This is a genomic window from Chryseobacterium sp. MDT2-18 (genome assembly GCF_030815285.1).
GTDB lineage: Bacteria > Bacteroidota > Bacteroidia > Flavobacteriales > Weeksellaceae > Kaistella > Kaistella salivictor.
Genome location: NZ_JAUSWQ010000001.1, coordinates 50,145 through 65,586 on the forward strand (window position 1 = coordinate 50,145; position 15,442 = coordinate 65,586).

General features: G+C 37.5%; 14 protein-coding genes and 1 tRNA gene. 6 read left to right on the forward strand and 9 right to left on the reverse strand.

Annotated elements, in window-relative coordinates; translation table 11 throughout:
• Nucleotides 1-56: 56 nt before the first annotated feature.
• Nucleotides 57-968 (forward strand): cation diffusion facilitator family transporter, encoded by a 912-nt coding sequence (locus QF004_RS00250; RefSeq protein ID WP_307421715.1) that lies wholly within the window; start codon nt 57-59, stop codon nt 966-968.
• Nucleotides 969-1,476: 508 nt separating this feature from the next.
• On the opposite strand, the gene QF004_RS00255 is transcribed toward QF004_RS00250, so the two are convergent.
• The 5 genes from QF004_RS00255 to QF004_RS00275 form a co-directional block, all read right to left on the reverse strand.
• Nucleotides 1,477-1,860: an HU family DNA-binding protein gene (locus tag QF004_RS00255; RefSeq protein ID WP_307421717.1), complete on the reverse strand. Its 384-nt coding sequence runs from the start codon at nt 1,858-1,860 to the stop codon at nt 1,477-1,479.
• Nucleotides 1,861-2,019: 159 nt separating this feature from the next.
• Nucleotides 2,020-2,166: a hypothetical protein gene (locus QF004_RS00260; protein WP_165983215.1), complete on the reverse strand. Its 147-nt coding sequence runs from the start codon at nt 2,164-2,166 to the stop codon at nt 2,020-2,022.
• Between the two features lie 301 nt (nt 2,167-2,467).
• The gene (locus QF004_RS00265; protein ID WP_133440350.1) at nt 2,468-2,947 is read right to left on the reverse strand and encodes a VOC family protein; all 480 of its coding nucleotides are present in this window, start codon (nt 2,945-2,947) and stop codon (nt 2,468-2,470) included.
• Between the two features lie 82 nt (nt 2,948-3,029).
• On the reverse strand, nt 3,030-3,581 hold the full coding sequence (locus QF004_RS00270; RefSeq protein WP_133440351.1) for a dihydrofolate reductase family protein: 552 nt from the start codon (nt 3,579-3,581) through the stop codon (nt 3,030-3,032).
• 601 nt (nt 3,582-4,182) lie between these two features.
• Nucleotides 4,183-4,398 (reverse strand): hypothetical protein, encoded by a 216-nt coding sequence (locus QF004_RS00275; RefSeq protein WP_133440352.1) that lies wholly within the window; start codon nt 4,396-4,398, stop codon nt 4,183-4,185.
• Nucleotides 4,399-4,626: 228 nt separating this feature from the next.
• On the opposite strand from QF004_RS00275, the gene QF004_RS00280 reads away from it, so the two are divergent.
• Nucleotides 4,627-5,637 (forward strand): M28 family metallopeptidase, encoded by a 1,011-nt coding sequence (locus tag QF004_RS00280; RefSeq protein ID WP_307421722.1) that lies wholly within the window; start codon nt 4,627-4,629, stop codon nt 5,635-5,637.
• Nucleotides 5,638-5,687: 50 nt separating this feature from the next.
• On the opposite strand, the gene QF004_RS00285 is transcribed toward QF004_RS00280, so the two are convergent.
• A tRNA-Arg gene (locus QF004_RS00285) sits at nt 5,688-5,759 on the reverse strand.
• Nucleotides 5,760-5,909: 150 nt separating this feature from the next.
• Nucleotides 5,910-8,696, reverse strand: a complete 2,787-nt coding sequence (uvrA, locus tag QF004_RS00290) for an excinuclease ABC subunit UvrA (protein ID WP_307421723.1) — start codon at nt 8,694-8,696, stop codon at nt 5,910-5,912.
• Nucleotides 8,697-9,021: 325 nt separating this feature from the next.
• Here uvrA and QF004_RS00295 point away from each other — a divergent pair, with 325 nt between their 5' ends.
• The 4 genes from QF004_RS00295 to QF004_RS00310 all read left to right on the forward strand — a co-directional run bounded on the left by QF004_RS00295 (nt 9,022) and on the right by QF004_RS00310 (nt 14,103).
• On the forward strand, nt 9,022-9,738 hold the full coding sequence (locus QF004_RS00295; protein ID WP_307421725.1) for a DUF2490 domain-containing protein: 717 nt from the start codon (nt 9,022-9,024) through the stop codon (nt 9,736-9,738).
• A gap of 99 nt (nt 9,739-9,837) precedes the next feature.
• Nucleotides 9,838-10,968: a DNA polymerase III subunit beta gene (gene dnaN / locus QF004_RS00300; protein WP_307421727.1), complete on the forward strand. Its 1,131-nt coding sequence runs from the start codon at nt 9,838-9,840 to the stop codon at nt 10,966-10,968.
• 161 nt (nt 10,969-11,129) lie between these two features.
• Complete coding sequence (pheT, locus tag QF004_RS00305) at nt 11,130-13,532, forward strand: phenylalanine--tRNA ligase subunit beta (RefSeq protein ID WP_307421729.1); 2,403 nt, start codon at nt 11,130-11,132, stop codon at nt 13,530-13,532.
• Nucleotides 13,533-13,665: 133 nt separating this feature from the next.
• Nucleotides 13,666-14,103 (forward strand): META domain-containing protein, encoded by a 438-nt coding sequence (locus QF004_RS00310; protein ID WP_133440358.1) that lies wholly within the window; start codon nt 13,666-13,668, stop codon nt 14,101-14,103.
• Between the two features lie 67 nt (nt 14,104-14,170).
• Here the strand turns inward: QF004_RS00310 and QF004_RS00315 are convergent, their stop codons facing one another.
• Entirely contained in the window at nt 14,171-14,410 is a 240-nt protein-coding gene (locus QF004_RS00315; protein WP_133440359.1) for a hypothetical protein, read from the reverse strand.
• A 137-nt stretch (nt 14,411-14,547) separates the two neighbouring features.
• A complete protein-coding gene (locus QF004_RS00320) occupies nt 14,548-15,441 on the reverse strand; it encodes a 3-hydroxybutyryl-CoA dehydrogenase (RefSeq protein ID WP_307421733.1) in 894 nt (297 codons plus the stop codon).
• Between the last annotated feature and the right edge of the window lies 1 nt (nt 15,442).

Genomic DNA, 15,442 nt, shown 5'->3' on the forward strand with positions numbered 1-15,442 from the left:
ATTTGTTTCTTTAATTTCAGAAAACCCAAAAACAACAACAGATAATCAGAGGATTTATGGCTCACAATCATTCCCATGACCATTCGCACCAGATGAATGTAACCAATTTAAACCGTGCTTTCTATATCGGCATTGGATTGAATTTGGTTTTTGTGATCGTGGAAGCAGGTTATGGTTGGATGTACAATTCGCTTTCTCTGCTTTCTGATGCAGGGCACAATTTAAGCGATGTAATGAGCCTGGTTTTATCTTTAATTGCTTTTGAATTAGTAAAAAGAAAACCTACGTCAACCTATACTTATGGTTTTCGCCGGGCCACGATTTTAGCCTCGTTGATCAATGCTGTTTTACTCATCTTTGCGGTCGGATTTATCATTTACGAAGCGGTTGGCCGATTCATGAATCCTCAGCCACTGGAAGGTGGAGTAGTTTCTGTCGTCGCATTTGTCGGGATTTTTGTGAATGGAATTACGGCGTGGCTCTTTCTGAAAGATAAAGAAAAAGACCTCAATGTGAAAGGCGCTTATCTGCACATGGTTGCTGATGCTTTGGTTTCCCTGGCAGTGGTCATTGGCGGAATTATCATTATCTACACCAATTGGTTTTGGCTGGATGCGCTGTTGAGTATTTTAATCGGCATCGTAATTTTGGCCGGCACCTGGAGTTTGCTGACTCAAAGTTTAAAATTGTCCTTAGATGGCGTTCCCGAAAATATAAATCCAGAAAAAGTAAAACAAGAAATTCTCAAAATAGAGGGAGTGATCGATTTTCAGCACGTTCATATTTGGGCTTTAAGTACCACTGAAAATGCCTTAACAGCTCACCTTCAGATTTCTGAAAACCTAAGTATTCCCGAAATTGAAAATCTGAAAGCAACCGTGAAACACGAGTTGGAGCATCTTCAGATTAAACATTCCACCATCGAAACCTATTTTGGAGAAAAGCATTTTGAAGAAGATGCTTTTTAGAAAAATTCAATATCACGTATTCTTAGCCGGCGCTTTTCAGGAAATATAAATTTTGATTATAGCGTTCTAGAAAATTTTTACTTGCAGGAATTTGGTAGTTAGCAAAAATCATCAATAAGATTTCATAGCCTGTTGTAGATATATCTTGATGAACTACACTTTCCTTAGAGCCTGTTTAAATTTGCTTAAAAAAAGAAATTTTCTTTTTCCCCCTACCCTAAAAGGTGGAAAATTTCTAAAAAATTCATAATTTAGGGATTAGGGGAATTAATTTTGATGAATTTTAAACACGCTCTAAATTTTATTCAATAAAAATTTTATGACGGATAATTGGACCCTATTTTCAGAGGTTTCCATGATGAGTTCATTTAATGTCTGTTTTTGCGGCTGCCACTTCTTTTGTACAATGCGTCAGCCCGCTGCAAAACTTTTTAACGGAATTAGCGGCAGCATTTCTCTTTTCCTGTAAAACTGGGGAATATCAAACAGACAGTTATTGGGAAATAATCTATTTTTTAGGGACGAACTGTGTTTTGGAAATCCGCTGTTTCATCAGGACAGAGGGCCGGAAGTTGACCGAGGGTTTACCAATCGTTTTTTCGGTGACCAGTTCCGGAGATTCCACCGCGGTGGATTTGGCCCTGATCCTGAAAGTACCGAGAAATTCAATGTTCACGACATTTCCCTCCTGCAGGTGTTTTGCGATCTGCGCGGCCATGCCTACCATCACCCCGTAGCAGTCCACCGGGTTCAGGGTGCTGCTTTCGGACAGGGCCTCGGCGATTTCGTGCAGATCTACTTCACGGTTTTTCACCAGGGTGGCACAATACAGTTCCTTCATTTCCGGTCCGAAAGGAACCGTCTTCTTGGTGGTAATAAATTTTGCAGGCATATCCATTTATTTTTTAAAACCTAAAATTAAGAAACACCGCGGTCTTTTCCAAATTTCACCGCGGTGATTTATGATTTTCACCGCGGTGATTTTTCGAAAGTAACAGTAAAAAATAAAGGGGACAACCGGAGCCTGTCTAAAATCTGTTCAATAAAAATTTTATGGCGGATAATTTAATCCTATTTTCAAAGGTTTCCATAATGAGTTCATAATTTCTACATCATCTTCTGTCATTATTAAACCTTGAAAATGTACGTTCCATAATCCATCTTTTTGAGATGGGCTGAAAACCGGTTTTCTTCTCATCACTTCTCATTACAGCATTGATCAGGTAGCCAAAGCGGTTTTTTACCTGTTCTATAACTTCTCCCCTGTGGCCTCCGTCTGCAAGGATCACCTTTATCGGAGTTAAAAAATAATCCAAAGTTCTCATTAATAATTCTACAGCTTGCTATCGTGTACATGGACGCAACCAGAAAACCATGAAAAATAATCAATATAAAAAACTGACGATCAGTTTTTTATTGGTTATTCTTCTAAACGAATATGCCCATAAACTTTTTCTTTATTAATTTTTAAACAGGCTCTTAGCTTTTTCCTTGCTTTATTATTTATTTTCCAAAATATCTGTTGCGGTTTCGCTGCCAAGCTGTTCTGCTAGACCGATGAGCAGTCCTTCTACGCCGCGTATATAACAGAGCCGATATGTTTCTCCAAACTGAACAACTTCATCTACTACTTTAGCGCCAAATTTTTCAAGTCGGATTAAAAGTTCGTCGAGATGGTCAACCCTGAACATTACCCGCAGATATCCCAGTGAGTTTACGGGATTATTTCTGTGATCCGCGATGATTGGTGGTGCAAAAAATTGTGAAAGTTCAAGTCGGGAATGCCCGTCGGGAGTAACCATCATCGCAACCTCAACAGACTGATTGCCAAGTCCGGTTACATGCCCGGCCCATTCGCCTTCAACCATCATTCGTCCTTCTAAGACCAACCCGATTTCCGTAAAAAAAGCAACAGCATTATCCAGAGATTCTACAACGATCCCAACATTATGCATTTCGATTAATGTACTTTTTGCCATGATTGGTGGTTTTAGTTTTGTTTGTTTTTGTAAGTTTTGAGTTATCCGCAGTGGTGATGCTGTGACGTCATCCCTTTTATTGTTATGACCGTATTGGCTCGTAATAAAGTACAATTGCTCCTGAACCGAATGTTTTTGTTTTTAAAAGCCGGAAAACTGTCCGGTCTTTTATTTTGTCAAACAACGGCAAACCTTTTCCTTCGATCATTGGATGAATACAAATCTGAAATTCATCAATCAAATTAAGGTTAATGAGCTGGATTATTAGACTCCGGCTGCCAACTAAAATATCTTTGCCGGATTGTTGTTTGAGTTCAAAAACTTCCTTTTCAATATCCTTAGTTGCAAGTGTAGCACTTTCCCATTCGGTATTTTTTAAGGAATGTGAAAATATAATTTTTGGTATTTTGTCAATGGCCACCGCAAAGCCGTCCAGTGATTTTTGACCTGAGGGGTTCATTATCAGCGTTTGCCAGAACTGCATAAGCTGATAAGTGATCCGTCCATACAGGATCACTCCGGAATTGTCTAAAAGTTTAGTATAATGTTGATGCAAATCTTCATCGGGGATACCTGCTGTGTGGTCGCAAATCCCGTCAATGGTCATATTGATTGCTGCAATTACTTTTCTCATATTGTGTTTTTTACGCATCTTTTAGTTGACAGCTGGACTCGTCCCGCGACGACTGGTAAGGATATCAGTTTGTGGATGGCGCAGTTTTAAAATACCGACGATCTCTTATTAAACTTGCCATTTCTTCGCACCGTTGCAAAACTGCTGCTGAACTTAACTTCCGGAAGCTTTTGCTCATTCGCTGTTTTATTAAATTTGTTTAATGGAGTTCGTTTTTTTAATCATAGTCTAATTTTTTTTAGCGTAAAGGTTTGCAAATGTTTTATTTATAAACACACCATTTCCACTCTTTTTTAAGTTTGCAAAAATGTTTTACTTAACAAAGTTCGTAAAATATTTCCATCCTGAACAAGTCCTAAAGCCACTGAAAATTATATCCGAGATTCGCTACCAAACGCTGCAAGAAAAGAATTCCTCTGAAAAACTGCCTTAATTTTAAACGGCAACTCCATGAAAGAACCAACATTGGAGAAATTACCGGAACTTCCATTCAACCGGCTTTCATTTACCTTCGGTAAATCTTCGATTTCTTGTCTTGCACACAAAAGGCTTATTATTATTATTATTATTATTATTTGCATAATCCGTGTTTAAATTTTATTCACAATCTTCTGTCATTATCAAACCATGAAAATGGATGTTCAATAATACATCTTCTGGAGATTGGCTGAAATCCAGTTTTCTTTTCATCACTTTTCATCATAACATTAATCAGATAACCAAAGCAGTTTTTCACTTGTTCTATAACTTCTCTTCTGTAGCCTTCGTCTGCAAGGATCACCTTTATTGGAGTTAAAAAATAAGCCAAAGTTCTCATTAATAATTATGTAGCTTTGCTATCATGTACATTGGATACAGTGGTCAGTCTATTATGAGTTGTTTTTCAATATATGCCAAAATTTTTTTCTTTATTTAATTTTTAAACAGGCTCTAAAAACAATAATCAAAATATGATTTGTGTATTTACTTTTTCAAATTCCTTTTCAGTAAAGAAAACGGTTGATTTAAAAATTAAACTTATATTTAACTTTCCAAAAAATTAAACATGAAAAAAACCAAGTATTTACTACTTCCGTTGGCTTTTGTGCTGTTGCAAAGTTGTGCCGCCAATCTTTCTTATTCGGGGTCGCCTTTTAAGAAATCTTATGAATCTATTACTTCTGATGAACTGAAAACACACCTGTATATCGTTGCTTCCGATGAAATGGAAGGCCGCGATACGGGAAGTGAAGGTCAGAAAAAAGCGGGTCGCTATTTGATCGAACAATATCAGAAAATGGGTGTTTTTCATCCGAAATCGATGTCTTCTTATTATCAGGTTATTCCGAAAGAAGCCTTAAATGGAAGAAGAGGAAATTTGCCTGAATCTGAAAATATATTGGCTTTTATCGAAGGAACAGAAAAGCCCGAAGAAGTTATTGTGATTTCGGCGCATTACGATCATGTCGGAATGTCGAAAGGGGAAATTTATAACGGTGCTGATGATGACGGCAGCGGAACTGTGGCACTTCTGGAAATTGCCGAAGCTTTTCAAAAGGCAAAAAAATCTGGAAAAGGTCCTAAACGGTCGATTTTGTTTTTGCATGTGACCGGCGAAGAACATGGGCTTTTGGGTTCAAAATATTATGCAGATCATCCGGTTTTTCCTCTGGCAAATACCGTTGTAGATTTGAATATCGATATGATTGGAAGATGTGATCCGGGTAATTGCGGCAAAGATTATGTGTATGTGATCGGGTCTGAAATGCTCAGCACCGAATTAAAGAAAATCAACGAAGCAGCAAATAAGGAAACCGTCAATTTAGAACTGAATTACAAATATGATGATCCTAATGATAAAGACCGGTTGTACTACCGTTCGGATCATTACAATTTTGCCAAAAACGGAATTCCGGTGGCTTTCTACTTTGACGGAATCCACGAAGATTATCACAAACCCACCGATACACCTGATAAAATTGATTATGTTGCTTTGAAAAAACGTACGCAGCTGGTATTCGCGACGGCGTGGGAACTGGCGAACAGAAAGGACAGGATTGTGGTGGATAAGAAGTAAATATAAGGCACAAAGTATTAAGTGAATTATTCATTACTCATTCAAAAAAGTAGCTTCACCGGGAATCGAACCCGGATCTAAAGTTTAGGAAACTTTTGTTCTATCCGTTGAACTATGAAGCTGAAAATGAATTCAAATTTAGGATTTCTTCTTTAGAATATCGCCTGTTTATAAATTTATTGCAAAGCGCTGTTAGAGCTCGAAGTTCTAACGGCGCTCACCAAAAAGCCAACTCCGGAAAGTTGGCTTTTGCTTTTTTAAATTACATCAAATTACGTCAATTTCTCCTTCAAATATTTCCCGGTATGTGATTTTTTATTCTTCACCAACTCTTCGGGCGTTCCGGCGAAAACAACTTCGCCCCCGTATTTTCCGGCTTCCGGACCGATGTCGATAATATAATCTGCGGTTTTAATAATGTCGGGTTGATGTTCAATGACAATCACCGAATGTCCTAATTCTATTAAAGCCTGAAGCGATTTCAGCAATTTATTGATATCGTGAAAGTGCAAACCTGTTGAAGGTTCATCAAAAATAAACAGCGATTTATCGGTCGTTGCTCCTTTTACTAAAAACGATGCTAACTTCACTCTTTGCGCTTCGCCGCCGGAAAGGGTAGAGGAGCTCTGTCCCAACTGCAGATAGCCTAAACCAACTTCCTGCAAAGGTTTTAACTTGGTCACGATTTTAGGCTGTTCGTTATCTTGAAAGAATTCCAAAGCTTCATCCACCGTCATGTGAAGAATGTCTGAAATGTTTTTCTCGTCATATTTAATTTCGAGGATTTCATTTTTAAAACGCGCGCCGTGGCAGGTTTCACATTCCAGTTCAATATCGGCCATAAACTGCATGGAGACGGTAATTACGCCTTCACCTTTGCAATCGTCACATCGTCCGCCATCTACATTAAAGGAGAAGTGTTTCGGCATTAAACCCTGCATTTTCGCTAATTTCTGTTTTGAGAACAAATCCCGAATATCGTCGTAGGCTTTTAAATACGTAACAGGATTTGAACGCGAAGATTTACCAATCGGATTTTGATCGATGAGTTCAATATTTTTAATCAGTTTTGCCGGGAAATCTACAGAATCGTAATCGCCTTTTTTGCCGCCCATTCCCAATTGAATCTGAATATCATTGGTCAGAATTTCTTTCATTAAAGTAGATTTTCCACTTCCCGAAACTCCCGAAATCACAACCAGACATTCTAATGGAATATCCACGTCGATATTTTTCAAATTATTCTGGCGGGCTCCTTTGATGTGAATCCATTCTTTTGGTTTTCTGCGGGTTTCGGGAACTTTTATTTCTAATCTTCCGGTCAGGTATTTAGAAGTTAAAGTATCCGCATTTTCCAGATCATCAAAGTGGCCGGCGAAAACCAGTTCACCTCCCAAATATCCGGCTTCCGGACCAATATCGATGATGTAATCCGCGGCTTTCATTACATCTTCGTCATGTTCTACGACGATTACGGTATTTCCCAAATCACGAAGACTTTTTAAGACTTCAATTAAATTTTCGGTATCCCGGGAATGTAATCCAATCGACGGTTCATCTAAAATATAAATCGATCCCACCAAAGAACTTCCGAGCGAAGTCGCCAGATTAATCCGCTGACTTTCGCCACCGGAAAGTGTATTCGAAGTTCTGTTAATGGTCAGATAGCCCAAACCAACTTTATCCAAAAATTCTAAACGCGTGGTAATTTCGTACAACAAACGTTTGGCAATTTCAGCATCGTGTTTATTGAGTTTTAAGGATTTTATTAAAGGTAAGAATTCATCCAAAGGCAACTCAATCACCGATTGTATATTATGCCCGTCGATTTTCACCCATTTGGTTTCTTCGCGCAGACGCAAACCTTCGCAAGTCGGACAGAGCGTTTTTCCGCGGTATCTCGACAGCATTACACGGTACTGGATTTTGTATAAATTTTCTTCCAGCATTTTGAAAAAATTATTAATGGAAGGGAAGGTTGCAGTGCCGTCGCCTTTCCATAAATAGTTTTTCTGCTCTTTCGTTAATTGATGATAAGGTTTATGAATAGGGAAATCTTTGGCTTTTTTAATGAAATCTCTTTTCCATTCGCTCATGCTGTCGCCTTTCCAGCTGGCAACTGTTTCTTCAAAAACGGATAAGTTTTTGTTGGGAATCACCAAATCTTCATCGATGCCGATTACTTTTCCGTAACCTTCGCATTCCGGACAGGCACCGTAAGGATTATTGAAACTGAAAAAATGAACGTTAGGTTCCATAAATTCCATGCCATCCAATTCGAATTTATTGGAGAATTCGGTGATTTTTCCGGTCTCTATATTTTTCAGAGAACAGTATCCGTGGCCTTCATAAAAAGCCATCTGAATGGAATCTGCCAGCCTTTGTAAAAAGCTTTCGTCTTCTTCGTAGCTGAAACGGTCAATCACCAGTTGAATTTCCATATCGGCTTCCGGTACAAAACCGAAACTTTCCAGATCTTCGATTCCTGCGACATTTCCGTTGACTTCTAATCTTGTAAAACCTGAAAGTTTTAAAGTGTTGGCCTGCTCGGTAAATTTAGCTACATCAAAATCTAAAGGAGTCCGCAATAGAAAAGTCTGGCTTTCATTTTTCTGAATGAAATTAATAACGTCGGTCACCGAATCTTTTTTGACTTCCCGGCCGGAAATTGGGGAAAAAGTATGCCCAACTCTCGCAAATAATAATTTTAAATAGTCATAAACCTCGGTGGAAGTCCCAACGGTCGAACGCGGATTCGATGAAATTACTTTTTGCTGAATCGCAATTGAGGGAGCCAATCCCTTGATATCATCTACTTTTGGCTTTTCTAATTTCCCTAAGAATTGCCGTGCATAGGAACTCAAACTCTCGACATATCGGCGCTGTCCTTCCGCATAAATCGTGTCAAAAGCAAGTGACGATTTGCCGCTTCCTGAAACTCCCGTTATCACAATCAATTTGTTTTTAGGAATCAGAACGTCAATATGTTTCAGATTATTAAGGTGCGCATTTTTTACGAAAAGCTGTTTCTTAATATCAATATCTGTCGGTGTAATCATTGTAAAATTTAAGGCTACAAAATTACGGATTTTTTAAGAGAAAATTTATCGGAATTATTTGCATGTTTCGATAAAATTCACAATATTTGTTGAAACCAAAATGTAGTAATATCATGAGAAGAATTTTGAATGATTTAATTACACATTTGATGAGAAAAAGATAAGTTTTTACTTAAACCTTCTAAACAGAAAATGCAATACTTCGGTACTGCATTTTTTGTTTTCTTATAAAATACCGTTTCATTAAATTCTGAAACCATCATAAAATAAAGTTAATCAGAAAAATTTATTTTTTCACATTGCCTAAATAAATTATCTTTATGCCATGAAAAAACAGGTTTTTCTGATTTTATTTTTAGCATTTTTTTCTGTAGTTAATGCGCAACGCGAGCATATCTCAAGTCTTGATGTGTTGACGGTGACCTATAAATTTCATCCCAAATTTTACATTGATGCAGAAGCCCAGTTATGGGGAATAGAAGACTATTCTTATCCGGATTATTATGAAATCAAAGGAGGACTGGGGTATAATTTATCTAAAAATCAGAAGATCCTCATTGGCGCCGGCCGCTACGGCACTTACAAAAATCATCGTTTTAGTAAGGAAGAATTTAGGATATGGCTGCAGGACATCATCGAGTTAAAATCGGGAAAGTTTAAATTTGAAAACCGTTTCAGAGTTGAAAAAAGTTGGTTTTACGAACCTGTTACCGATTTGCATTCAGACAGGATAAGATTCAGGTATAGGCTGAATGTTTCGGTTCCGCTGAATTCAGAAACGGTGGAGCCGGGAACTGTTTCTGCAAATGCCTACGACGAAGTCTTTTTTATTTTAAACGATAATCCGGGGTTTGCCAGAAACCGTGTTTATGCTGGTTTTAGTTATCAGATTGACCAAACTTTTGGGGTAGGATCGGGATATCTTTGGCAAAGAGAGTTTTCAAATTCCGGAAATAAGAATTTACACCTTATTTATCTGAATCTGAAAATTAATATTGATCCTTCTAAGCGGAAAAATGGTCCTGTTTTGAAAACAGATTAATGTTGGTAACTTTTTCACCGAAACTTTTTTTATCCTGCCAAATATTGCATTTTTTAGGGTTTAATTTATATATTTGTGAAATTAATAATAATTGATTTTATGAAATTTATTGTTTCAAGTAGTGAATTACAGAAAGCTCTGCAAACCGTAAGCGGAGTAATCTCCAATTCTCAGTCGCGGCCGATTTTAGAAAACTTTTTGTTTGAAATTGAAAAAGAGAACCTAAAAATTACCGCTTCGGATGGGGAGACGACTTTGATTACTTCTTTGGAGGTGAAGTCTGATGCAGAAGGAAAGATTGCAGTTCCCGCTAAAATATTTCAGGAATTTGTGAAAACTTATGGCGACCAACCCCTGACTCTTTCTGTGAAAGATGCCGAAGACGGAAACGGAAAACTGCTCGAAATACTGGATGAGAAAGATAACTTCGCTGTGGCACTGGATCACGCAGAAGATTATCCGGAAATCCCTGAATTTGATGCAGCGCAAAGCGTAACCATTTCTGCGGGTATTTTATCTGAAGCTTTAAACAATACTTTATTTGCAACCAGCAACGATTCCTTGCGCCCGGTGATGACCGGAGTTTTGTTCCAGTTCAAAGAAGATGAAACCAATTTCGTTTCTACAGATTCGCACCGTTTGGTCGTTTACAAAAGAACCGATTTGATGAACGCTGAACCGGTAGAATTCATTATGCCGAAGAAACCTCTGGCGATTTTCAAAAGCATTTTAGCATCTTCTAACGACGAAGTTTCTATTGAGTTTAATGAAAATATGGCGAAATTCACTTTCGGAAATAATATCTGGATCTGTCGTTTGATCGATGGCAAATATCCCAATTATTCAGCGGTTATTCCAAAAGAAAATCCAAATGTTTTGACGATTAACAGGAGTCTTTTATTGAATTCAATTAGAAGAGCTTCGATTATGTCTAATAAATCCACAAACCAGGTCCGTTTCAAATTATCAGGAAATATTCTTCATTTGCATGCCGAAGATACAGAATTTGCCAACAAAGCAGATATGCAGATTCCCTGCGATTACAACGGAGAAGACATCAATATCGGTTTCAGTTCTAAGTTTTTAACGGAAATGTTATCGGTGCTTTCAGCAGACGATATCACCATGAAAATGTCACAACCCAACCGACCGGGAATCATCGAACCGGTAGATGGTTTAGAAGATCAGGAAAAATTACTGATGCTTTCGATGCCGGTGATCGGGATGTAAGAAAGCGCTTTTAAATAATTGTACACCATATTAATTGAGATTCAAAACTTTTTGAATCTCAATTTTTTTTTAACCTTCAAAATCACGATATTTGCACCTTTCTTATTTTAATACATTTATTAAAGAAATAGGAAATTTAACATCTGAAATTTACGACAGAAATGAAAATCTCAAACAACTGGCTGAAAGAATACATTAACACCGATTTAAAATCCGAAAAGATTGGCGAATACCTGACTGATATTGGTCTGGAAGTGGAGGGAATTGATCCGTTTGAATCTGTGAAAGGCAGTTTGGAGGGAATTGTTGTCGGGAAAATTTTGACTTGTGAGCAACATTCAAATGCTGATAAATTAAAAGTAACGACGGTAGATGTAGGATCCGGAAAAATCTTAAATATCGTTTGCGGTGCGCCCAATGTTGCTGCGGGACAAACCGTTCCTGTCGCCGTAGTTGGAACCAAAATTTACGGAAAAGACGGAAGTTCTTTTGACATTAAAGAAGCAAAAATCCGTGGTGAAGTTTCTCAGGGAATGATCTGTGCTGAAGATGAAATGGGTTTGAGCGATGATCACGGCGGAATCATGATTTTGGATGAAACTAAATTTGAAGTCGGTAAAAATTTCGCAGATTATTTTGAGCTGACCAATGATCTGGTTTATGAAATTGGTTTAACGCCTAACCGAACGGATGCAATGGCACATTACGGTGTTGCCCGTGATCTAAACGCTTATTTAAGTACTCATCAAAATGATTCTAATTTTGAAAAATTAGTTTCAAAACCTTTAAATATTGAAGGAACGACTGATTTTCAAATTGAAGTTGAAGATTCGGAATTATGTCCAAGATATATCGGTGCGGTAATCGAAAATGTAAAAGTGAAGGCTTCTCCGGATTGGTTGAAAAACCGTTTGAAAGCAATTGGATTAAGTCCGATTAATAATATTGTTGACATCACGAATTATATCCTTCACGGTTTGGGTCAACCGCTTCATGCCTTTGACGGTGATAAAATCGCTGGTAAAAAAGTGAAAGTCGGTGTGAATGAAAAAGGAACAAAATTCACCACTTTAGATGGCGTTGAACGAACCCTGAACGGAACCGAAATCATGATCAAAGACGGCGAAAATAACCCAATGTGTATTGCGGGCGTTTTCGGTGGTCAAAATTCCGGCGTGTCAGAAAATACCAAAACCATCTTTTTAGAAAGTGCTTATTTCAATCCGGTTGGTGTGAGAAAAGGAGCGAAATTTCATAGTTTAAATACCGATGCCTCTTTCCGTTTCGAACGGGGAGTAGATCCCAATATGACCAGAACCGCGCTGACACACGCAATCGCTATGATCGCAGAAATTGCGGGTGGTAAAATGGTGGGCGAACTTTTGGAACATTATCCGGCAAAAATCGAAGACCATTATATTATTCTTCGTTTTTCTAAAGTGGAGCAAATCTTAGGAACGAAAATTCATAAAGAGAAAATCAAAGAGATTTTAAAATCACTCGAAATTACGGTTTTAAATGAAATTCAAAACGGCTTGGAAATTTCTGTTCCTGCTTACAGAGCCGATGTTACCAGAGAAATTGATGTGATTGAGGAAATTTTAAGAATTTACGGATACAACAAAATTGATTCTCCACAAAAGATTTCTTTCACGCCAGTAAAATTAAGTTTTGATGACCAGGATGCTCTGGAAAATTCTTGGGCGAGAACTTTGCAAAGCAACGGCTTCAATGAAGTGATGAACAATTCTTTAACATCGGTGAAAGATGAAACAGAGGCGGTGCGACTTTTAAATCCTTTAAGCGGAGATTTAGCATTTATGAGAAAGTCTTTATTAGAAGGACTTTTGGAAAATGCTGATTATAATATTAAAAGAAAAAATCAGAATATTAAGTTTTTTGAGTTGGGCAAAATCTATCACAAAAAACAAACTTATCTGGAAAGAAAACAACTGGCAATTTTGGTTTCAGGAAGAGACGAAGCAGAAAACTGGTTGCAGCCAAAGTCGGTTACTGATTTTTACCGATTGAAATCGTATGTGAAAGTTCTTTTGGATTCACTTCCGGTTTCGGTCGAAGAAAAATATCTCGAAGATTCCCGTTTTTCGGATGCAATTGAATTAACGGTGAACGGAAAAACCGTTGCCAGATTAGGAAAAGTTGCTCCTCAATTATTGAAAGATGCGGATATTGAACAGGAATGTTTCTATGCGGAAATTGAACTGGAAGTTGCACAGCGTTTCAGAACTACAGAAAATGTGAAATTTAAAGATATTCCAAAATTCAATAAAACGAGAAAAGACCTTGCTTTACTGATTGACAAAAATATTACCTACGCCGAACTCTATAAAGCGGCGAGAAGCAATCCTTCAAAATATTTAAAAAACATTAATTTATTTGATGTTTATGAAGGCAAGAATCTTCCGGAAGGCAAGAAATCTTACGCCATGAGTTTTGAACTTTTAAATGAAGAAAAAACTTTGGAGGACAAAGATATTACTGAAGTAATGAATTCTTTAATCAAAACTTTCCAGAAAGAATTTTCTGCGGAGTTGAGATCTTAATTTAAAATTCAAATAAAACCTTAAAAGCATTTCTGAAAAGAGGTGCTTTTTTGTTTTCTCAGAAACATTCAAGCCTGCTGTTATCCTTTAAATCAATATTATTACTTAAATTTGAAGTATTAAAAATTTAAAAATGAAAGCAATTCACTTTCCACAGAAGAATATTTTTAGAAATATTTTCTTAGCCATTTTTACCGCTGCGACGGTTGTTTCGTGTTCAACCATGGCGACTTCCAAATCAAAAGTTGGAACGCCACAACCCAATATCGCAAATACCCAGTGGACTTTGGCTGATAACGTAAAAGGCAAAAAACCGACTTTGGTGATAGAAACTGCAAAAATTACCGGAAACGGCGGCTGTAACAGTTATTTTGGAGAGGTAATGCTGGACCGGACCGTAGGGAATTTTTCTACAAAAAATATCGGTTCTACCAAAATGATGTGTGACAATATGAGCGAAGAAACCAACTTCTTCAGTATGTTGGGCGCTGCTACGAAATATGTGGTGAACGGATCTACTTTAGAATTGTATAAAGGGAACCTTTTGTTGTTGAAATTTAATAAGTTATAAACTTTACTTCATCACAATTCTATATAAAAAAAGGAACTCTTTGTGGAGTTCCTTTTTGTTTTGCTATTTAGTCTTCTTCTTCCTCGTCATATTTAGCGAGTTCTTCGTCGCACCATTTGAAAGCTGCTTCGACTACTTTTGTAGCTTCATCTGCTACAGTTTCTTCGTCATCTCCTTCCAGGTCATCGAACCATTCTACTTCCTCTTCCTCAACATTCAAAACAAATCTTGGGTATTCGGTGTGAACTACGAATAAATCTTCAGGAAAATCTGAATTGTCTGCTAATAAAAACTTTGGTAATTTCATTTTCTTAATGTTTATAACTGGGTCAAAGATAATAATTATTTATTGAAATTGATTCCTGCGAATTTTATATTTTCCTGAAATTTTCGAACGGAATTATCTCTGTTTTTAATTTGGAGGAAAAGTTTAAGCATCTAAAATTATTTCAAAAACATTTTCGAAACGTTCTCCGCTTTTCTGCTTTCAGAATAATCATAAAAACCTTCACCGGATTTCACCCCTAATTTTCCTGCCGTAACCATATTCACCAGTAGAGGATTCGGGGCATATTTTGGATTTTTGAAACCGTCGTACATCACATTCAGAATTGCCAAACAAACATCCAGTCCAATGAAATCTGCCAGTTGCAAAGGTCCCATCGGATGTGCCATTCCCAGTTTCATCACCGTATCGATTTCTTCCACTCCCGCAACGCCGTTGTATAAAGTTTCAATGGCTTCATTGATCATCGGCATCAAAATTCTGTTTGCCACAAATCCCGGATAATCATTAACCTCTGTCGGAACTTTTCCTAAAGTTTTCGACATTTCGTAAATCGTGTCAAAAGTTTCCTTCGAAGTAGAGTAGCCTTTGATGATTTCAACCAATTTCATAATGGGAACCGGATTCATGAAATGCATACCGATCACTTTGTCTGCACGGTTGGTAACCGACGCAATTTTGGTAATCGAAATCGAAGAAGTATTGGTCGCAAGAATACAGTTCGCGGGAGCTAATTCATCCATTTGTTTGAAAATTTTCAGTTTCAAATCCAGATTTTCTGTTGCCGCTTCAACGATTAAATCCGCGTTTGAAGCACAATCTGCCAAATTCGTGAAAGTCGAAATATTATTTAAAGTTTCAGATTTCTGTTCTTCGGTAAGGTTGCCTTTTGAAATAATTCTCTCCAAATTTTTAGTGATCGTTGCCAAACCTTTGTCTAATGCTTCCTGGGAGACATCAACTAAATTTACCTTAAAACCGGTTTGTGCAAAAGTATGTGCAATTCCGTTTCCCATGGTTCCGGCTCCGATAACAACAATATTCCTATTCATA